This window comes from Pseudomonas sp. GL_093 (genome assembly GCF_057837605.1).
Genome location: NZ_CM174448.1, coordinates 2,582,462 through 2,601,703, shown reverse-complemented (window position 1 = coordinate 2,601,703; position 19,242 = coordinate 2,582,462). Strand labels below are relative to the sequence as shown.

The 19,242-nt window shown below is 60.6% G+C and carries 18 protein-coding genes and 3 pseudogenes; 6 read left to right on the top strand and 15 right to left on the bottom strand.

Annotated features, from left to right (window positions below):
* Positions 1-151: 151 nt before the first annotated feature.
* Complete coding sequence (locus AC3IUE_RS11945; RefSeq protein ID WP_489267587.1) at positions 152-1,123, bottom strand: XdhC family protein; 972 nt, start codon at positions 1,121-1,123, stop codon at positions 152-154.
* A gap of 90 nt (positions 1,124-1,213) precedes the next feature.
* On the opposite strand from AC3IUE_RS11945, the gene AC3IUE_RS11940 reads away from it, so the two are divergent.
* Entirely contained in the window at positions 1,214-1,999 is a 786-nt protein-coding gene (locus AC3IUE_RS11940) for an alpha/beta fold hydrolase (protein WP_489267585.1), read from the top strand.
* On the opposite strand, the gene AC3IUE_RS11935 is transcribed toward AC3IUE_RS11940, so the two are convergent.
* The 7 genes and pseudogenes from AC3IUE_RS11935 to AC3IUE_RS11905 all read right to left on the bottom strand — a co-directional run.
* Positions 1,992-3,350: an MFS transporter gene (locus tag AC3IUE_RS11935; RefSeq protein WP_489267583.1), complete on the bottom strand. Its 1,359-nt coding sequence runs from the start codon at positions 3,348-3,350 to the stop codon at positions 1,992-1,994. The two genes, AC3IUE_RS11940 and AC3IUE_RS11935, sit on opposite strands and share 8 nt — an antisense overlap.
* 185 nt (positions 3,351-3,535) lie before the next feature.
* Positions 3,536-4,339, bottom strand: coding sequence for an enoyl-CoA hydratase/isomerase family protein (locus AC3IUE_RS11930; protein WP_489267581.1), 804 nt, complete (start codon positions 4,337-4,339; stop codon positions 3,536-3,538).
* 19 nt (positions 4,340-4,358) lie between these two features.
* Positions 4,359-5,897 (bottom strand): AMP-binding protein, encoded by a 1,539-nt coding sequence (locus tag AC3IUE_RS11925; protein WP_489267578.1) that lies wholly within the window; start codon positions 5,895-5,897, stop codon positions 4,359-4,361.
* A gap of 5 nt (positions 5,898-5,902) precedes the next feature.
* Complete coding sequence (locus tag AC3IUE_RS11920) at positions 5,903-6,403, bottom strand: (2Fe-2S)-binding protein (protein ID WP_076385042.1); 501 nt, start codon at positions 6,401-6,403, stop codon at positions 5,903-5,905.
* A 2-nt stretch (positions 6,404-6,405) separates the two neighbouring features.
* Positions 6,406-7,212 carry an FAD binding domain-containing protein gene (locus tag AC3IUE_RS11915; RefSeq protein ID WP_201180117.1) on the bottom strand — a complete coding sequence of 269 codons (807 nt, stop codon included), beginning with the start codon at positions 7,210-7,212 and terminating at the stop codon, positions 6,406-6,408.
* Positions 7,209-10,208: a xanthine dehydrogenase family protein molybdopterin-binding subunit gene (locus AC3IUE_RS11910; RefSeq protein WP_489267575.1), complete on the bottom strand. Its 3,000-nt coding sequence runs from the start codon at positions 10,206-10,208 to the stop codon at positions 7,209-7,211. Before AC3IUE_RS11910 ends, AC3IUE_RS11915 begins: the two co-directional genes overlap by 4 nt.
* 163 nt (positions 10,209-10,371) lie before the next feature.
* Positions 10,372-10,781: pseudogene (locus tag AC3IUE_RS11905) on the bottom strand (EAL domain-containing protein); the annotation flags it as partial.
* Here AC3IUE_RS11905 and AC3IUE_RS11900 point away from each other — a divergent pair.
* Both AC3IUE_RS11900 and AC3IUE_RS11895 read left to right on the top strand, forming a co-directional pair.
* Positions 10,771-11,112: pseudogene (locus AC3IUE_RS11900) on the top strand (IS21 family transposase); the annotation flags it as partial. The pseudogenes AC3IUE_RS11905 and AC3IUE_RS11900 overlap by 11 nt on opposite strands.
* Positions 11,105-11,263: pseudogene (locus AC3IUE_RS11895) on the top strand (ATP-binding protein); the annotation flags it as partial. The pseudogenes AC3IUE_RS11900 and AC3IUE_RS11895, both read left to right, overlap by 8 nt.
* 101 nt (positions 11,264-11,364) lie before the next feature.
* Here AC3IUE_RS11895 and AC3IUE_RS11890 read toward each other — a convergent pair.
* From AC3IUE_RS11890 to AC3IUE_RS11870, 5 genes are all read right to left on the bottom strand, one after another.
* Positions 11,365-11,763: a nuclear transport factor 2 family protein gene (locus AC3IUE_RS11890; protein ID WP_489267573.1), complete on the bottom strand. Its 399-nt coding sequence runs from the start codon at positions 11,761-11,763 to the stop codon at positions 11,365-11,367.
* Between the two features lie 89 nt (positions 11,764-11,852).
* Positions 11,853-12,473: an NADPH-dependent F420 reductase gene (locus AC3IUE_RS11885; protein WP_489267571.1), complete on the bottom strand. Its 621-nt coding sequence runs from the start codon at positions 12,471-12,473 to the stop codon at positions 11,853-11,855.
* Between the two features lie 183 nt (positions 12,474-12,656).
* Positions 12,657-13,622: an SDR family oxidoreductase gene (locus tag AC3IUE_RS11880; protein WP_489267569.1), complete on the bottom strand. Its 966-nt coding sequence runs from the start codon at positions 13,620-13,622 to the stop codon at positions 12,657-12,659.
* Positions 13,623-13,794: 172 nt separating this feature from the next.
* On the bottom strand, positions 13,795-14,754 hold the full coding sequence (locus AC3IUE_RS11875; RefSeq protein WP_489267567.1) for an SDR family oxidoreductase: 960 nt from the start codon (positions 14,752-14,754) through the stop codon (positions 13,795-13,797).
* A gap of 1 nt (position 14,755) precedes the next feature.
* Positions 14,756-15,442: an NADPH-dependent F420 reductase gene (locus tag AC3IUE_RS11870; protein ID WP_489267565.1), complete on the bottom strand. Its 687-nt coding sequence runs from the start codon at positions 15,440-15,442 to the stop codon at positions 14,756-14,758.
* A 160-nt stretch (positions 15,443-15,602) separates the two neighbouring features.
* On the opposite strand from AC3IUE_RS11870, the gene AC3IUE_RS11865 reads away from it, so the two are divergent.
* Positions 15,603-16,055 (top strand): winged helix-turn-helix transcriptional regulator, encoded by a 453-nt coding sequence (locus tag AC3IUE_RS11865; protein ID WP_056744510.1) that lies wholly within the window; start codon positions 15,603-15,605, stop codon positions 16,053-16,055.
* A 93-nt stretch (positions 16,056-16,148) separates the two neighbouring features.
* On the opposite strand, the gene AC3IUE_RS11860 is transcribed toward AC3IUE_RS11865, so the two are convergent.
* Positions 16,149-16,748, bottom strand: coding sequence for an NADPH-dependent F420 reductase (locus tag AC3IUE_RS11860; protein WP_477754386.1), 600 nt, complete (start codon positions 16,746-16,748; stop codon positions 16,149-16,151).
* Positions 16,749-16,821: 73 nt separating this feature from the next.
* Complete coding sequence (locus AC3IUE_RS11855) at positions 16,822-17,556, bottom strand: SDR family NAD(P)-dependent oxidoreductase (RefSeq protein ID WP_489267562.1); 735 nt, start codon at positions 17,554-17,556, stop codon at positions 16,822-16,824.
* 112 nt (positions 17,557-17,668) lie between these two features.
* Here AC3IUE_RS11855 and AC3IUE_RS11850 point away from each other — a divergent pair, with 112 nt between their 5' ends.
* Together AC3IUE_RS11850 and AC3IUE_RS11845 are read left to right on the top strand one after the other, a co-directional pair.
* On the top strand, positions 17,669-18,031 hold the full coding sequence (locus AC3IUE_RS11850) for a winged helix-turn-helix transcriptional regulator (protein ID WP_210639524.1): 363 nt from the start codon (positions 17,669-17,671) through the stop codon (positions 18,029-18,031).
* Positions 18,032-18,328: 297 nt separating this feature from the next.
* Positions 18,329-19,054 carry a Crp/Fnr family transcriptional regulator gene (locus AC3IUE_RS11845; protein ID WP_046047627.1) on the top strand — a complete coding sequence of 242 codons (726 nt, stop codon included), beginning with the start codon at positions 18,329-18,331 and terminating at the stop codon, positions 19,052-19,054.
* Positions 19,055-19,242: the final 188 nt, after the last annotated feature.

Here is a 19,242-nt window from a genome sequence, read left to right as displayed (position 1 = left end):
CCACAATGCAGGATTATCGCGGCGTCTATGTGTTTCTGGACCCCGGCGGTCACTCAATGGTTCAGCAACACGTGGCTGGCTACTATCGCGCGCGAAGGATTGAGGGTCTACCTCGACTTTCGCAGCCCCCACGCTCATCGGATAAACCGCCTTACAAGGCATCGCGTTCTTTCCCGTGATAAACGCGCAGGATATCGGCCACCACCGCCAGAGCGATTTCCGCCGGGGCCTTGCTGCCCAGATCGAGGCCGATGGGCATGTGCAAACGGGCAATCTGTTCATCCGTCAGACCACCGATGCGTTTGAGCCGCTCGGCGCGTTTGGCCGAGGTTGCCTGAGACCCCATGGCGCCGATGTAAAACGCCGGAGTGTGCACCGCTTCCATCAGCGCCAAATCATCGATTCGCGGATCGTGAGTCAGCGCCACCACCGCGGTCGCCGCATGGCAACCACCGGCGGCGATGAACATCGAGGGCAGCACGCGTTGCATCTCCACGCCTTCGAGCTGGATATGCAGCATCTCTTCCCGGGGGTCGCAGGCGATGACTTCGCAGCCGATGGCGCGGGCGAAACTGGCGCAGACTTCCGCGACCGGCGACAGCCCGGCCAGAATCAGTCGCAACGCCGGGCCAACGCTGATGCGCACCGTCTCGTCGACGACTTGCACCCGCTCGCTGCCGTGTCCGGTGTCTGGGTCCAGGCGCAAGGCACCGCTGCTCAGCTCGACATGACGCAGCAGACGGCGCTGACCGAGTAACGCCGCTTGCAGACTCTCCAGGTGCACGGTCCATTCGAGACTGGCAGCGCGGTGCTCGACCAGCACGATTAGCACACCGCCACAGGGCAATCGTAGACGGTGGCGTTGCTCGACGTTGTCGCCATAACTGACGATCTGCGCCGGTTCGCGTAATTCACCGCGCGCCAGGCTGTCGAGAAACTCCTCTTCGACGCAGCCACCCGACAGCGAGCCGACGTGGTCGCCCGTGCCATTGGTCACCAGCATCGCACCCGGCGCACGCGGCGCCGAGCCATAGGTGGAGAGCACTGTGCACAGCCACTGGGCCTGCCCGGCGCGAGCCCATTGCAGTGCCTGGTCGATCACCTGAACATCAAGATGACGCATGTTTTCTGTACCTCAAGCAAAGCGTGGTGCTGCATGCAGGGTTACGTTTACGGTAACCTTGGAGCAATCTTGTTCAATCGTTGATTCAACATGTCGCCACAACAATTTTTGCAACTTGGGCCGCTGCGCCTGGAATATCGCCAACTGCCTCCGGCTGACCCGTCGCGACCGACGCTTGTGCTGTTGCACGAAGGCCTCGGCAGCGCCGACCAATGGAAAGACTTCCCCCTGCGCCTGGCCCAGGCCAGCGGTTACGGTGTGGTCACTTACAGCCGTCAGGGTTATGGACAATCGAGCCCGGTAACCCTGCCGCGTCCGCTGAACTACCTGAGCAGCGACGGCCCTCGTGAACTGCGGCAATTGCTCGATGCCTTGCAACTGCCGCAAGTGGTCTTGCTCGGTCACAGTGACGGTGCATCCATCGTCCTCGCCTATGCCGCCGCCAACGATCCACACGTGTTGGGCAGCATTGCTCTGGCGCCTCACGTGATTGTCGAGACTGAGAGCCTCGATGGCATTCGCCATACCACCGAGGTTTGGCATCAGGGCGAATTGCGCGAACGCCTGGCACGCCACCATGGGACGAATGTCGATGGTGCTTTTCACGGCTGGAGCGACAGCTGGTTGCACCCGGACTTTTCCTTGGACGATCTCGAAGCGCAGTTGGCTTATATCGAAAAGCCGCTGCTGGTCATTCAGGGTCGCGAAGACCACTACGCCACGCCCGAGCAACTGGTGGTCATCCAGCGACAGGTGTCTGGGCCGTGCCGTTGTGTGTTGCTGGATAACTGCCGGCACTTTCCCCAGACCGAAGCGACCGAGCGGACCTTGCAGCTAATCTGCGAATTCCTGGAGCGCCTCCCCGCCTTTATTTGAAATTGCCTTGGGTTTCCGGAATCACCACGCTACCGATCAGGTAGATCACCGACAGACCGGCGGCGAAAATCGCCAGCACCATGGGGATCTGCGCCGGGCTGCTGCTGACCAGGGACACAAAGGTCGGCATGGTTCCGCCGAGGGCGAAACCGATGTTCCAGGACAACCCGGTGCCGCTGGCTCGCAGCTCGGTGGCAAAGCGTTCATTGAGGAAGATCAGAATCGGCGCGATGATTGCCCCGCCCATGAAGCCTATGCCCACGCAATACAGCGCAGTGCGGGTCAGCGAACCCGGTTCGGCGACACCAAGGAACATCATGGGCAGGCTCACCAGGTTGATCACACCCAGCAGCATGAAGGTCTTCTTGCGACCGATCAGGTCACTCAGGTAACCGAAGGCCAGTGCTCCGACAATTGTTGCCACCGACCCGTACATGAGCATCTGCGAAGTCTGCGTATGAGGCACTTTAGCGACCACGTTGAGCAATGTTGGCAGATAACCGCAGGCCAGGTAATACGTGGCACCGCCTCCGAACGTAATCAGCAGATTGACCATCATCACGCCGCGGTACTCGCGACCAAACAAACGCTTGAGCGGCGACACGACCACTATTGCCGGCCCCTTGGTTTTGCGGGCTTGTTGCAGTTGCTGCCAGACCGGGGTTTCTTCCAGGTAACGGAACATCACCAGACCGAAAAACGTGCTGAGCAGGCCGCAGAAGAACATGAAGCGCCAGCCCCAGACGTCAAATTCTTCCCCTGGAAAAATCTCCGACAACACCAGATAAGTGACTGACGCCAACAGCGCGCCCATGCCGGCGCCAGCCCCACCGATCAACCCGGACATCAACCCGCGATAGCGCGGCGAGATGGATTCGGTGCCGATGGTGTGAGTGGAGGCGACGATGCCGCCAACGAAAACGCCCTGAATCACCCGCAATACCAAAAACAGTATCGGGGCCAACACCCCGACCTGGTGAATGGTCGGCAACGCGCCAAACAGTGCCGTAGAAATACCGACGCCGACCATCGACACCATCAACGCACGCTTGCGGCCGTGTTTATCGGCATACGCGCCGAAGATCGCCGAGCCCAGCGGACGCACCAGCAAGGCCACGGCGAACGAAGCATACACGGCGGCCAGCGAGAGTGTCGGGGTGTCCGAGGGGAAGAACATGCGGCCGATGATCGGTGCCACGTAGAGCAGAATGAACAGGTCAAACAAATCCAGCGCCCAGCCGAATGTCGAGGCAAATGCCGCGAGCAAGGCCTTGCCCGGTGGAATCTGCGGTGTATCGGTAGTGGCGCAGGTTGGTGGTGCAGTTGTTGTTATTGTTGTCGTCGTGGTCATGATTGCCTCACACAAGCGATGAATCGAAACGTTCTGCATCCCGGTGCGCGGGTTGCGGCTAATCAGCAGGCCAGCGTTGATATTTTGATGTGCCCTATCAGTTGCATTGAAGGGGCGGCAGGCCCTGCTCCGTAGAGGCGCACGCCGTTACCGACATACTCCCAGGCCTGCTCGCCGGTACGCGTTTACTCGCCGGTGAACACTGCCGTACGCTTGCTGTGAAACGCTTCGACGCCTTCCTTGAAGTCCTTGGAGCTGCGCAGACGGCTGTAGCAGTGACCCTCCATTTCGATAGCGACGGTCAGCGACGCATCTTCGTTGTCGTTGATCAGTTTTTTTGCCGTGCGCTGAGCCAGCGGCGAGAAGCGCCGCAGTTCATCGACCAATGCATCGACGGTGCTTTCCAGTTCGGTATCCGGCACGACTTCGGTAGCGATACCCCAGGCATAGGCCTGGTCGCCCGTGATGCGTTTGGCGCGCATCACCATGTGCTTGGTGCGGGTGATGCCGATGATTTTCTGCAGGCGTGCGGAGCCACCCGAGCCCGGGATCTGACCCAGGTTCTGCTCAGGCAAGGCGTAGCGAGTGGTTTGCGAAGCAACGCGGAAATCGCAGGCCAGGGACAGCTCGAAACCGACGCCGAAGGTGTAACCACGGTTGGCAACGATCACCGGTTTTTCGCAACGCGCCGGTGCCGCAACGTTCCAGGCCAGCTTCGAAACGTGCTCCGGCGAAGCTTCAAGGAAGCCCTTGATGTCGCCGCCGCTGGAGAAGTGTTCACCCACCGAGCGCAGCACGATGACGCGCACGTCTTTGTGTGCATCGAGGGCTTCGAAGACCAGGCGTAGTTGATCGCGCTGGCCCATGGAAATGACGTTCAACGGCGCCCGGTAGAGGATGATGTCAGCGCGCTCGCGGGACACATCGACTTCAACCTGGAAGCCATCGAACTGAGTGTCGAGAAATTGCTGGATCGCTTGTTGTTGCATGGGAGTGTCCTCTGGATGATTAGCTGATGGCCTTCAAGGCCTGTTCCTGAAATTGGGCCAGCAGCACGCGCCGCAGCACCTTGCCAACTGGAGATTTGGGAATCTGATCGATGAACTGGTAACGCCGTGGCCGCTTGAATTTGGCCAGGCCCGAAGCGATGCAATGGGCATCGAGGTCGCATTCCGACACCTCGGCGCGCAACTTGATAAACGCTGCAATGATCTTGCCCCACTGCTCGTCGGGCAGACCGACCACCACCACTTCTTCCACTGCCGGGTGCAGAGAGAGCATGTTTTCGATTTCTGCCGGGCTGACGTTTTCGCCGCCGGTGATGATCAAGTCATCGACACGCCCCGTGACGAACAGATCGCCTTCCAGATCGAAGTAGCCGATGTCACCGGTGAAATACCATCCGTCACGCAACGCCTTGGCGGTTGCTTCGGGGCGGTTCAGGTAGCCTTCGAACGCCTCGTCACTCGCCAGGTCGGCGATGATCTGGCCCTCCTCCAATGGGTTGACCTGCACGTCCACAGTTTCGGCATCGATCGGCACCACACGCACTCGCTGGTTCATTGCGCTGCGCCCTGACGAACCGGGTTTGCGGTTGGCTTGCTGGTCGATGGTGAAGGTGTAAATCTCCGAGCTGCCGTAATGATTGACGAACAATTGCGGCTGGAATGCCTGCTCGACGCGACGCATCAAACCGTCGCTCATCGGCGCACCGGCAAAACCGATTTTCTCCACACTGGCAACTCGCTCGCGAGCAAAGGCCGGGTGTTCGATGAGCATGTGGTAGAGCGTCGGCACCAGGTACAGGTTGCTGACCTTTTCCCGCTCGATGGCCTGCAGCGTGGCTTCCACGTCGAACTTCGGCACACAGACGAAATGTCCGTCGATCAGCGCCATGGACAACAACGAACGCACGCCCATGGTGTGGTAAAGCGGCATGACACCCAGCGTGCACTCGCTCTGGCGGTAGAGGTTTTGCGCTACGTGGGCAACCGCCGCGGCGCGTTCGCTACGGTGGCGACGGGGCACGCCCTTGGGCTTGCTGGTGGTGCCGGAGGTGTACAGCAGCAGTGAAAAATCTTCGGCGTCGGCCTGCAAAATGATGCCGGAGGGGGTCTGCGAACACAGTTCCTCGAAACTCAGGTCGGTGTTGGCGGTACGGAGTCCCGCGGCGATCCGTGGCAACCTTGTGGCGGCGCTGCAACCGGCCACGGCGGTCACGGTCGCGTCGTCGTAAGCCACTGCACGGATTTGCGCATCTTCGATGCAGTAGCCCAACTCCTCGGCAGTCGAACGCCAGTTCAACGGGGTCATGACGATGCCCGCAAACTGACAGGCCCAATGCAGGGTCGCCATCTGCCAGCGGTTTTGCATCGCTACCAGCAGTCGATCGCCGCGTTGCAGCCCCAGGCATTGCAAGCCCCAAGCGGCGCTCTGGATATCGACGAACCAGTCTTCATAGGTTTTCTTCAACGCACCGTCACTGACTGCCACGGCGTGCGGTCGGCGTTCAACGGCAGCGAGGAAGCTGCGTCCGAGATCGAACATTATTGTTATACCCCTTTGTTCGTTTGGCGCTGGGCAGCGACTTCGAGCACGGCCTGGACGATGCCGGTGTAGCCCGTGCAGCGACATAGATGCCCCGAAAGCATGTCGCGTACCTGGGTCTCGTCCGGGTTGGGTACCCGTTCGAGGAAATCCACGCAGGACATGAGAATGCCCGCAGTGCAAAAGCCGCACTGCAAGGCGTGATGACGGCGAAAGGCTTGTTGCAGGTCGCTCAGAGTGTCGTCGTCGGCCAGGGACTCGACGGTCTCGATACGCCGCTCGTGCCCCTGTACCGCGAGCATCAGGCAGGAACGCATGGCAACCCCGTCCACCAGCACCGTGCAGGCACCGCAGACACCGTGTTCGCAACCGACATGGACACCGGTGGCTCCGAGGTCGTGGCGCAGGAAGTCGCAGAGTTGGGTCCGCGGTTCGGCCAGCGCTTCGCGGGAGCGGCCATTGAGTTCCAGGCGAATTGCAAAGGTTTGGTCGGCAGTTACACGCATGTTCAGACTCCTTCGATCAGCTGATGACCCAGCTCGCGAATCAGTTGGCGGCGATAGGCAGCGCTGGCCTGCACGTCGTCTTGTGCATCGAGCGACCAGGCGGTTTGATTGAGCGCGTCTGGCAGCGCCGCACCACGAGGCAGGCTGCGACGTTGCGGACGGTCGGCGACCCCGCCGATGCCAAGTTCGACCTGGTCCGTGCCGATGGCCGCGGCCAGGGAGACAATTGCAAAGTCGCCGTGGCGCATGGCGATTTCACGGAAGCGATAGGTGATGCCTTCGCGCTTGAGCGGAAAACGCACCTCGACGACCAGTTCATCCGCACGCTTGTCGGTGGTGAGAATGCCTTGGAAGAAGTCGGCAGCCTTGACGATGCGCTTGCCTTTTTTCGACTCGAGAACGATCTCGCCGCCCAGCGTCACCAGGCACAGCGGCAACTCGGCGCTGGGGTCGGCGTGAGCCACCGAACCGCAGACTGTGCCGCGATTACGCGTCTGGAAGTGACCGATCCAGGGCATCGCCAGTGCCAATAAAGGCACCTCGTCCATCAGGGTCGAACGCGCCAGCAACTGCGCCTGTCGTACCCCGGCACCTACCGCCAGGCAATCCTTGCGAAGTTCGATATAGGCCAGCTCAGCCACATGATTGATATCGATCAGCAACTTGGGTTGAGCCAGACGCATGTTCAGCACCGCCATCAGCGATTGGCCACCGGCGATGATGCGAGCTTCCTGGCCGTACTCGGCGAGCAACTCAACCACCTGACGACGGGTGTCAGCCCGAACGTAATCGAAAGCAGCCGGTTTCATTGAGCACCTCCCTTGCCAAACAGCGCGCCAAGCGAGGCACGCAATCGCGCCCACCAGCCTGTGGAGATGGCTTGGCCGCTGACCCGTTGCGACAGGCGAGTAAATATTTGTCCGATGATCACTTTCGAGGCCCCTTGCAACATTCGGCCGCCGACCGCGGCGACTTTGCCGCTGACCGCTACCTGGTATTGGTATTCCAGACGTGTGTGGCCATTTTCCAGTTCGACGAAACGCACCTTGGCCTGACCCTGGGCCGAACCCATCGAGCTGCTGCCGGAACCGGACAGACGCAATGAATGCGGAGGGTCGAGATCACTCAGGGCAACCTTGGCCTCGAAGCGCGCACGGATCATGCCGACGCCGACGGTGACGTCTGCGCGGTAACGGTTTTCGCCTTCAAGCACGAGGTCGTGACAACCGGGAATGATCGCCGCCAGCGTCTGCGGGTCGAGCAAGGTATCGAAGACCTGTTGCGGCGAAGCAGGAATCACCACCGAGTCGTTGGCCCGCAGTGCCGGTCCTCCAGCAGGTGCTGCGTCCAGGTTTTCATCGGGCTCCATACCGGCGGGCCGTGGCGGCTCGTCGATCCCGATTAACGTGCGTACTTTCGATGGCGTCAGTGGCAGACGGATGTCGGAGCGATCGAGGGCATCGGCCACCGCGTTGGCGATGCACACCGGCGTGCTCATATTGTTGCCCTCGCCCACGCCCTTGGCGCCCAGCGGGGTGAATGGCGATGGCGTTTCCATGTGCAGGATCACCGGTTCGATCACTTCCGGTGCGGTCGGCACCAGATAATCGGCGAAGGTCCCGGAGAGGAAGCTGCCGTCCTCGCCGTAGGCGAATTCTTCCATCAGCGCCGCGCCGAGGCCTTGGGTGAAGCCACCACGAATCTGGCCATCGACCAACGCCGGGTTGAGCAGGCGGCCGGCGTCATGGCAGGTGACGTAGCGATCGATGTGGATCTCGCCGGTCATGCGGTCGATTTCCAGACCACAGATGTCGAAGACAAAGCCGTAGCACAGCGAGCTATTGACCTGATCCTGGTCGTCCGGTGCCACCAATTGCGGCGGGCTCCAGAACGCGGTTTCGCGCAGACCGCCGCTTTCACCTTCCGGCAGCAGGCCCGGCGACCAGTGGGTCGCACCGGCAATCCGATGGAATGGCGCCACCGCCCCGCCATTGACCACAAAAATCTTGCCGCCCGCGAAACGAATATCCTCGGGACTGGCCTGCAATTGCTCGGCGGCAATCGCGGCGAGGCGATCACGGATCTTCAGCGCTGCCTTGTAGACGGCACCAGCCACAGCACCGGCAAAACGGCTGGAATAGTTGCCCGAGGCAATCGACCAAGCGTCCTTCTGGGTATCCAGTTCGACGTTGACCACGATGGACTCCAGCGCAACCCCGAGCACTTCGGCGACGACCTGAGCGACCGTGGTTTGATGGCCCTGCCCTTGCGGTGCAGAGGACACGTGCACACTGACGTCACCCAACGGGCCGACGTTGATGGTTGCGGTTGCGACAGCGCCGTTTTTCGGACCGGCCTTGCGTCGCTCTTCGGGTGTCATCGCGGTGGTGATGTAACCCATGTTGGAAATCGACGGTTCGATGACGGCGGCATAACCGATGCCATAGATTCGGCCTTCGGCACGCGCCTGATCACGACGCTTGAGCAACTCGTCGAGACCGCCATCAGCCGCCGCCAAGGCAATGCCTGCCTGGTAATTGCCGGAGTCGAGCAACGCACCGGCGGCCGCGCGATAAGGGAAGGCATCGGCCGGCACCAGGTTGCGGCGGATCACGTCCAACGGATCAAGCTTCAACTGCACGGCGATGTGTTGCAGCAGCCGCTCCAGGGCAAAATACACCTGCGGGCCACCAAAACCACGGTTCAGGCCTGAAGGGGTTTTGTTGGTCAGCACCACCCGGTTGCGCACTTGCAAATTGCGGATTGCATAGGCCCCCGTCAGGTTGCCGTGCATGCGGTAGAACGTCGCCGGTTCGGGCGCTCTCAGGTAGGCACCACAGTCGTCGATCTGGTCATAACGCAAAGCGGTGATACGGCCATCGGCTTCTACTGCCGCTTCAATTTCGGTCACCCGATTGGTCGCCGAAGAAGCCCCCTGAAGATGTTCCAGACGGTCCTCGACCCATTTCACCGGTGCGCCGACCTTGCGTGACGCCAGGCCCATCATCACCACGTAAGGGAACACGCCCTGCTTGATGCCAAAGCTGCCGCCGGAATCTTTCGGCGTGCGCAAACGCAAGCGGTTGCCGGGCACATTCAGCGCCCGGGCCATGACCGTGTGCAACGCGTAGGGTCCCTGGAAGTTGGCCAGCACGTCATAAATGCCGGTCGCACGCTCGTACTGAGCCAGCACCACATAGCATTCGATGGGTGTGCAGGAACTGCGCGGAAACTTCACTTTGAGCGAGACCTTGTGCGGCGCCTGTTCAAAGGCCTGCTCCGGTTCGCCATAACGAAAGCGCCGTTCGTTGACCACGTTGCTGCCGACAGCTTCGTGCAGGATCGGCGCCTGTTCGGCGGTGGCCAGTTCAGGATCGATGATCGGGGGCAGCGGCTCGTATTCAACGCGCACACCTTCGATGGCGTCCTCGGCCAGGTAGCGGCTCTCAGCGATCACCACGGCCACCGGCTCTCCGACATAACGCACCTTGTCGACGGCGACGCACCAGTGCTCCATCGGCTGACGCACACCCACCGGAAACGGCAGCGCCCAGCGTTTGACGTCTTCGCCGACCAGCACGCCGTGCACGCCTTTCATCAGCAGCGCACTGGAAAAGTCCACCGAGGTGATCCGCGCATGAGCGTGGGGTGAACGGATGATCGCCGCATGTAGCGTACCCGGAGGGATCGCAGCGTCATCGGCATAGCAGCCGAGGCCGCGCAACAACGCGGCGTCCTCGACACGGGTCTGACGGGCGCCGATGTGGCCGGTCTGGCTTTCGGTAGCAGGTTGGAAACTAGTCATTTTTTTCGCGGCTCTTGTTGTTATGCAGCGCGATAGCGTTAGAGCCGAGTGTGTGAGAAAGGCGCAGGGAGCGCCTTGCCTGGGGAGAGGGAGTTCTGCGCTGGAGTCTGAAAATTTGCCTTAGCGTCTGATTTTCAGGACTGGGACCAGACAGCATTGCCGGTCAGGGATGGGACGCGGGATGGCTCAGGAAAGCTTCGATTTCTGCATAGGGCATCGGTTTGGCAAAGTAATACCCCTGAAAAATATCGCAACGACTGCCCTTCAGGAAATCCACCTGAGACGCAGTTTCCACGCCTTCGGCGACCACCGTCAGGCTGAGGTGATGGGCCATGGAAATAATGCCTTGGGTGATCGCTGCATCGTGATGGTCGGTGGTGATTTCCTGGATGAACGAGCGGTCAATCTTGATCTTGTCGATGGGCAACCGCTTGAGGTAGCTGAGGCTGGAAAAACCGGTGCCGAAATCATCAAGAGCAATGCGCCCCCCAACGCCTTGAGCCGGTGCAACGTGTCGATCGCCTGTTCAGCGTTATGCAACAGAAGCGACTCGGTGATCTCCAGCTCCAACTGGCAGCATTACATCCCACTCATCGAGCGCAAGTCGGGTGCACTGCGCAATGGCGCACCGTTTGACGATCTGCCCAATCCGTTGCGGCTTCTCAAACGGGGCCTCAGACGTCACAGCAACGGTGATCGAGTCATGACGCAGGTGCTGGTAGCGGTAGAGCTGGAGTCGGGAAGTCTGAGCGCCGATCACATCTTAAATGTTCTCGCCCGGCTCACCGCTACTTCACCGCCTCTTACCGTAGAAACCAGCCTGCAACTCAAGGTGGCTCCCGTTGCCAACACGGCCCGATATGACCAACTCCGTACAACAGATGAGGAGAGCCGCAATGCGTGACTTGATGGCAGAACTTAAAGAACTGCGCCTGCATGGCATGGCGCAGGCTTGGGAAGAGCTGGCGGCCCAGGGAGAAGCTTCAACGGCATCTTCGAAATGGCTGCTTGAACATGTGCTCCAACAGGAGCAAGCAGATCGCGCCGTGCGCTCTCAGTCCTGTTGAGTAACGTGAGAGCCTGGGGCTCGCGGCATAACCAGTCCAAGTTTTTTGCCGCACCCCCGGTGGGTCAGTTTTCAATCAGCGCCAACAGCTCACGCCATCTCGGAGGACCGTGCCAGTGCTTGCGTGTCGATATATTCGCGGATGTTTGTCACTTCGCCATTCCGAACAGTCATAGCGAAGACAAAATGGTCCTCGAACGTCCTGTTCGTGGCCTTAACTTTCCCCTTGGCGAACCCGACCATCAGAACCCGGTCTCCCTGCGCTATAAATTCGGGGGGCTCCTGGAATGAAGTTTCCATTTCGGAAGCCTTCTGAAGCAAATCCGCCAATCCCTGGTGCCCGCGGTGCGTGCCGGCCAGCGGCCAGTCCTCGCCCGGAATGATCCACTCGATATCTTCGGCAGACAACGCCAGCAGACCTGGCTTATCGCCGCGGACCATGGCTGCAAAAAAATTATTCACAGTCTGGACATTCTCTTGTGTGCTCATCGAAATCTCTCCATTTCCTTTACCTAGGAACGTGTCCGATCTAATCGGACACGTTGTGGGCCTGCTGGTGAGGACGTGGTGTCGGTGATTCAGCCGATATCGACATTCATGGCGATGTCCCAGGTGCCGGCGCCGTTTTTAGCCAGGCCGATCATCATCAGGCCGAGGGCCTCGAGCGTCTGGGCCATGTGCAGGCCACCGACATCCAATGGACGCAGCCCGAGACTTTCGATGAACGTCGAGACGCGCGCCTTGGCGTCCGGATCGTCGGCGGCGATGAACGCGTCGAGGCGCCCACCCTTGGCAAGGACGTGGCCGAAGAGGGTGTTGAACGCCTTCACGACATGCGCGCCGGCGGGGGCGATCTTGGCGATCTCCTGGGCACCAGAACTTCCGGCGGGAGAGACGAGGCCCGTGAGGTCCGGGGAGGCCGTGTTGGTGATGTCGATGATCACCTTGCCGTCGAGCGCGTCCCCGTACTCGGCCACCACCGACGCCGCACTGGCGTAAGGAATGGCGAGGATGACGATGTCGCCGGCCGGCGCTGCCCCGTACGTCCCTGTGGTCGCTCCGGCTGCGAGTTTGTCGGCCAGCCCTTGCGCCTTGGAGGGGTCGCGGCTGATCACCTCAACGGTGTGTCCAGCTTTGGCGGTACGACCGGCGATCGCCGCGGCCATGCCGCCTGAACCGATGATGCTGATAGTGCTCATGTGTAATCTCCAAATGAGTTGGGGTATTGCCCGCAGTCTCTGAACAGGCTTCCCCCGGTTAGTATCCCGTGTGTGCCGGGCCGCATCCGCCTCCCTTATGCATGCTCGGGTCGAACGGACCACGGCAGCGCGACGTTGCTGTTCGCCGGGCTCGTTGCGACCCGGCGAACAGCCTCAGCTCACTCAGGAGGCAGGGAAGTAGTGGCCATTGTCCATATCGGCAAACAGGCCGGGCTGCATTGGTGTCCAGCCGAGCGTCTGGCGCGTGATATCGTTCGACGCCGGGGTATCTAGCGTCACCAAGTTCGCGAGGAAGCCGAAGAAACCCGGCCCCATCATTACGTCCACGGGAATGGGCACGGCGGGAAGGTTCAGACGGCTGCCAATGGCCTCCGCGATCTCGCGGTACGGGATAGACCCTTCGGCAACCGCATGCCAGCATCTGCCAGCGGGCCCCTTCTCCAGCGCCAGGCGGAACAGGGTAGCGAGGTCGCGGGCATGCACTGCCGCCCACCGGTTGGAGCCGTCGCCGGGGAAGCCAACGACGCCCTTTTCCTTTGCTTGCCCGATTAGGACCTGAAGGAAACCGGCCTTGTCGGTTGAGCTGTGCATGATTTCAGAAATGCGCACGACCGAAGACCGCACGCCCCGCTCTGCGAGTCCGATTACGGTAAGCTCCACTATGTTACGAGCCCGCAGGGAGCCCTTATATTGATCGCCAGCCGGAGAAAGAGCCGGATCCTCCTCGGTCGCCGGTCGGCTCTGGAGCGGCCCAGGAACCGGCCAACCCTCGTTAGTCGGCGAACCGATGCTTCCCGACACGACCAGCGGCTTTCCCGTTCCAGCCAGAGCATCACCGTATGCGAGCATGATCTGGACCTCCGCTGCGGCAACAGCGTCGATCCCACCGACCGGAAGCAGGTCTTGTCTGTGCGCGACGTGGATCACGCCGTCGGCGGCCGCAGCCGCCTCCTTGAGCCCGTCGAGATCATCGAGATCACCGCGACGCACCTTTGCGCCGAGCGCAGTGACTGCCTCCGCCGCACTGTCCGACCGGGCCAAAGCGGTGACCTCGTGGCCGGCGGCGATGAGGTCGGAGATGATGTACGGACCGGAATGGCCGGTCCCGCCAGTGACGAATACGTGCATGTTGGTGCTCCTTGTAAGTGATGTGATGCGAGAAGTTCTGCGAGTGCGCTTAGCCGAGAAGGCTGGCGCCGAGTGCGAAGGTGGCGGATTTTGTAATGTTCATAGGCTGTTTACTCATAACTTTGGGTATGATGGCCGGGGGCGTTGCTACCGGCTCCCTGCCGTCAGCTTGTCAGCCGGCAGGGAAGTAATGACCGTTGTCCAAGTCCTCGATCAGACCGGGCTGAACGGGGTTCCAGCCAAGCGCCTGGCGGGTGATGGCGTTCGACGCGGGGAGGTCCAGCGTGGCCACTGCCGCCAGGAAACCAAAGTAGCCCGGCAGCATCAGTTCGTCCGCGGGGATACTCACGGCGGGTATTGCGAGGCGAGTGGCTATAGCTTCGGCGATCTCGCGGAACGGGATTCCCTCGTCGCCGATCGCGTGCCAGGTTTTGCCTGCGGCCCCCTTCTCGAGCGCCAGGCGGAACAGAGAGGCAAGATCGCGGACGTGCACGGCGGGCCACCGGTTCTTGCCGTCTCCCGGATAGCCGGCGAAACCCTTTGTTTTCGCGAGCATGATCAGCTGCAGGCGACCGGTCGAACTGTGTAAGAGAGTGGGAATCCGCACGACCGACGATCTAACACCTCGCTCGGCGAGGCCCACGACAGCGGTTTCCACGATATTGCGTGCCAACAGAGTGCCTGAATTGATCGGGCCGCCAGGTAGAGCGGGATCATCCTCGGTCGCCGGGCGGCCCAGACTGACCGGTGCGCCGATAGGCGCCGCCCTGCCCACGTTCATGGGCGTGCCGATACTGCCTGCAACGACCAGTGGCTTATCCGTGCCCGCCAGCGCCTCGCCGAACGCGAGGACGGTCGCGAGTTCCGATTCGACTAAGGCGGCGATCCCGCCGGACGGAAGCAGTTCGGCCCTGTATCCGAGGTGGATGACGCCGTCGGACTCGACCGCCGCCGCCTTGAGCCCTTCGAGGTCGGCAAGATCTCCACGACGCACCTTGGCGCCGAGCGCGGACGCCGCTGACGCGGACGCGTCTGACCTTGCCAGAGCGACGACCTCGTGCCCGGCTGCGATGAGGTCGGGGATGACGTACGAACCGACGTGGCCGGTGCCACCAGTGACGAAAACGAGCATGTTATTGGCCCTTCTGAGCAGAGTGATACGAGACGTGCTGGTGCGCGTGCGCTAAGCCGGGAAGGCTGACGCCGATCGCGAAATGGGTGCTTTTGACCGAGTGGGTCATGAGGCCCAGCGACAACAGGCAGACGTGCTCCAGCGTTCGAGCCATAAGCAGCGGCCCAGTGTCCATCGGGCGCAGTCCAAGGCTTTTGATGAACGCCGAGACGCGTACCTTCGCTTGCGCGCCGTCCCCGGCGATGAACACGTCCAGCGGGTGACCCTCGACAGGACCGGCGGCCAGGACGTGGGAAAAGTGGGTGTTGAACGCCTTGACGACTTCCGCGTCGGTAGGGGCGGCGTTGGCGATCTCCTGTGCGCCGAAACTGTCCTCAGGGGTCACAAAGCTTGTGAAGTCGGGGGCGACGGGGTTGGTAATGTCGACAAGAAGCTTGCCGGCCAGTGCTTCCCCGTATTGCTTCACCACGTCGAGAACGGCGGCGTAGGGAACCGCCAGGATGACAATATCCCCAGCCGGCGCGGCGCCGAACGTTCCTGTCGTGGCGTCGGCTCCGATCTGCTCGGCCAGCGCCCGCGCCTTGGCGGCGTCACGACTCATCACCTCGACGGTGTGTCCGGCTTTGGCAGCAAGGCCGCCGATCGCTGCGGCCATGTCACCTGAGCCGATAATGCTGATAGTGCTCATGCGCGGTTTCCTTGCAGGTATGGGGTAGATCATTCCAAGGCTGCTGGTGCGATCCGGCGAACTCATCCAACGTGAGATCCATGCTGGGCGCTTCACTTGCAAAAAGCAAGCGATCTACTGAGTTTTACTTGCGACATGCAAGCGATGCTAAGATCCAGCCATGAAGACAACTCTTAAAGAAGACTTTCGGTCCCATTGCGCGGTGAACTACGGCGTGGAGATTTTCGGCGACCGCTGGTCGCTCTTGATCATTCGCGACATCGTTTTTGTGGGAAAGAAGACGTATGGCGATTTCCTGAAATCGGAAGAGGGAATCGCGACCAATGTGCTTGCTTCGCGACTTGCCTTTCTTGAGAAGCAAGGCGTTCTCTCGAAGGCGCCAAGCCCCGACGACAGGCGCAAGGACTTTTACACGTTGACCGAGAAGGGTCTGGACCTCATTCCCATTGTGATCAACATTGTGCTCTGGAGCGCGAAGCATGATTCGAAGTCGTACGTGCGGCGCCGTGAGGAGTTTGTGGCTCGATTAAGTCAAAACCCGATGCAGGTGAGCGAGGAAGTAAAGGCGCTGGTCCGCAATGGCGGGTGCATCTTTCCTGAGAGCGGGGGATGAACAAGGCGGCAAACGCCGCCTGCCTATCAGCGAGGACCTGAAGCCGCCCTTTTCCACGAGGGAGATCGCATCAAAATTTGCGATTACGATCCATCAGTCGAACTTGACCAAGTCCTTAAAGATCAGCTGACCCCAGCTGTTTCCGCGCGCCTGCACAAGCAGTCCACCTTCCGAAAGCCCGCCCAGTTTGATCGGCGAGAAACCGAGATTTTCCGCCAGCGTACCAATCTCCGCTGCGGCGGCGTCGTCGTCGCTCGCCAGGAACACGACTCTCCTGCCACCCTGTACGGCCGGGTCCTGATCAAGAACGCCAGCGACCAAATGGTTGAAGCCCTTAACCAGTCTTGCACCCGTGAAGGCCTGCGCGACGACCTTGGAAGAAGGCTGCCCTCCCAGTTCCTCAGGGGGCACGCCGTAGGCATTGGTCACATCGATGAGGGTCTTGCCCTTCCAGGTTGGCAGCGCCTTCGCGACTTCCCGGTGCGACTCAAAACGGACAGCCAAAAAGATGATGTCCGCCGTGAGCGCTTCCACCAGTTTTTTGGGGATGATCGAGGGTCCGATCGCGGCCGCATCGGCGGCAAAACTTTCCGGGTCGCGCGTGGTTGCAACGGATACTTCAATGCCTTTGCGGGCAAACGCCTTGGCAAGCGCCTGGCCGAGTTTGCCGAAGCCGATAATTGCGTAGCTCATAAAAATCTCCTTTGGTTTGCCACGCCTTGCGGGCTCCGAATATGAAATGGAGTGACCGCTCGGGCGTAGCGAATCAGATTTGCGCCAGACCGCCGTCGACGGCGACTTCACTGGCGGTCATGAAGCTGCTGTCCTGCGACGCTAGAAACGCGGCTGCCGCTCCGATCTCCGCCGGATCGGCCATGCGCTGGAGCGGATTCATCGAAGCGAAGACCTTCATGCCTTCTTCGCCTAGCGCTGCCTTCGCGAGTTCGGTCGCCGTCGGCCCGGGCGACAGCACGTTGACCCGGATGCCGGTGCCCTTCAGGTCCTCCGCCCAGGTCCGCGCGAGATTGCGCACTGCCGCCTTGCTTGCGCTGTAGACGCTGAATGCCGGGGCGCCCGTGGTGCCGGCGCTCGATCCGGTCAGGATGATCGAACCGCCCTGCCCCATCAGAGGCAGCGCCTTCTGGACCGTGAAGATCAAGCCCTTCACGTTGGTCTCGAAGGTTTCGTCAATGTGCTCGGCGGTGATCTTGCCGAGTGCAAGTGGGCTTCCCGCCCCGGCATTGGCGAAGACGATGTCGAGGGTTCCGCGCTCGACCTTCACCGCCGCGTAGAGTCGGTCGAGGTCGGCCTGATCGGAGACCGAGCCCTTCACCGCACGGGCATTGGGCCCGAGCTCGGCCACGGCGGCGTCGAGCGCTTCCTGGCGGCGGCCGAAGATGAAGACGAAGGCGCCTTCCTCGATGAAGCGCTTCGCTGCGGCGAGGCCGATACCGGTAGCACCGCCGGTGATCACGGCGGTCTTTCCATTCAGTCTGGTCATGACGTGCATCCTTCGTTGGAGTTGTACCCAAGCAGGAAATTGCTTGCTTGAGACGAGGATGCAGCGCTGATAACCTAAGGACAAGTATGCACCTTTTGGTAAGTATCAAAAAATGACGACGACATCTGAAATCTGCGACACCGGCTGCGGGCTCAACGCCACGCTGCGCATCATCTCGGGCAAGTGGAAACCGCTGGTCTTGTTTTTCCTGCGCGGCGGCCCGAAACGCTATGGCGAGCTCAAGCGTTTGATCCCTGGCGTCAGCGACAAGGTGCTGATCCAGCAGTTGAAGGATCTGGAAGCCGATCAGGTGCTTGCACGGACCGACTACAAGGAAGTGCCCCCGCGCGTGGACTACACGCTGACCCCGCTCGGTCGTAGTCTGGCTGATGCGATCATCCCGCTGTGCACCTGGGGAACCGAGAACGCGGCGCAAATGGCAAGCATCTTCGCCAAGCGCGACGCTTTGGCCTAGCGGGATGCTGACGAACCGCTGAGTGGGACGATTTTGCGCAGGCGCGCGCCGTATTTTCGCCGAGCGAACACCTGAGCCGCCAAGCCAACAACGGGCGCAATAGCTAAAAAAACCCAGCGCACCTTAGTAATTCCACATCCGAAAGCCCATTCAAAGCAGGCTGTCTTGTGAGGGATAAAAATGCAGGCAAATAAAAAGGGCCGCGAGATAAATCTCGCGGCCCTTTTGAATTATATGGTCGGGACGGAATGATTCGAACACTCGACCCCTAGCACCCCATCTCCTTTTTCATACTTCTTGAAAGCCCCCAATCCAAAACAGAATCATTTGCTTGCCGCATTGCCGGCGCAAGTTCAGAGCCGTCTCCTGCGCCATCTTGAACTCGTCACATTGCCGCTAGGTAATGTGTTGTACGAGTCAGGTGACACCTTGCGCCACGTGTACTTCCCAACTGATGCCATCGTCTCATTGCTTTGCGTGATGGGGAGCGGGGCCACGGCAGAGATATCGGTAGTGGGTAACGAAGGCATGATCGGCGTCGCCGTGTTTATGGGCGGTGAAAGCACACCGAGTAGTGCGATTGTCCAAAGTGCTGGGCATGCATACCGGCTACCCCGGCGCCGGCTGAAGGATGAGTTCAATCGGCATGGCGACATGCTCCTGCTGATGTTGCGTTACACCCAGGCACTTATTACCCAAATGGCGCAGACCGCCGTTTGCAACCGCCATCACTCGATCGATCAGCAGTTGTGTCGTTGGCTTCTGTTATACCTCGACCGTTTACCGGGCAACGACTTGTCCGTGACCCAGGAAATTATTGCCAACATGCTTGGTGTGCGCCGCGAAAGTGTGAACGAGGCCGCCGGCAAACTACAAAGACAGGGGGTAATCGAGTACAGCCGCGGTCACGTCAAAGTCATAGACCGAGCGCAACTCGAGCAACTGAGCTGCGAGTGCTATGCCGTCGTGAAAAATGAAACTGAGCGGTTGCTGCCATACCTGCCAGCACACCAACACCCGTAATTTGGCGAATCAAGATCAGCTGCTGGGGTTCGTCAGCAAGGCCACCTACCGCACGTGGCGCTTGTATATGACGGCGTGCGCACTCGAATTCGAAGGCGGTGATCTGGGGCCTACCAGATAATGTCGAGTAAACGTGCCGGCAGCTTTTCAGCCCTTCCCTTGACGCGTAATCATCTAATGGCGAAGGA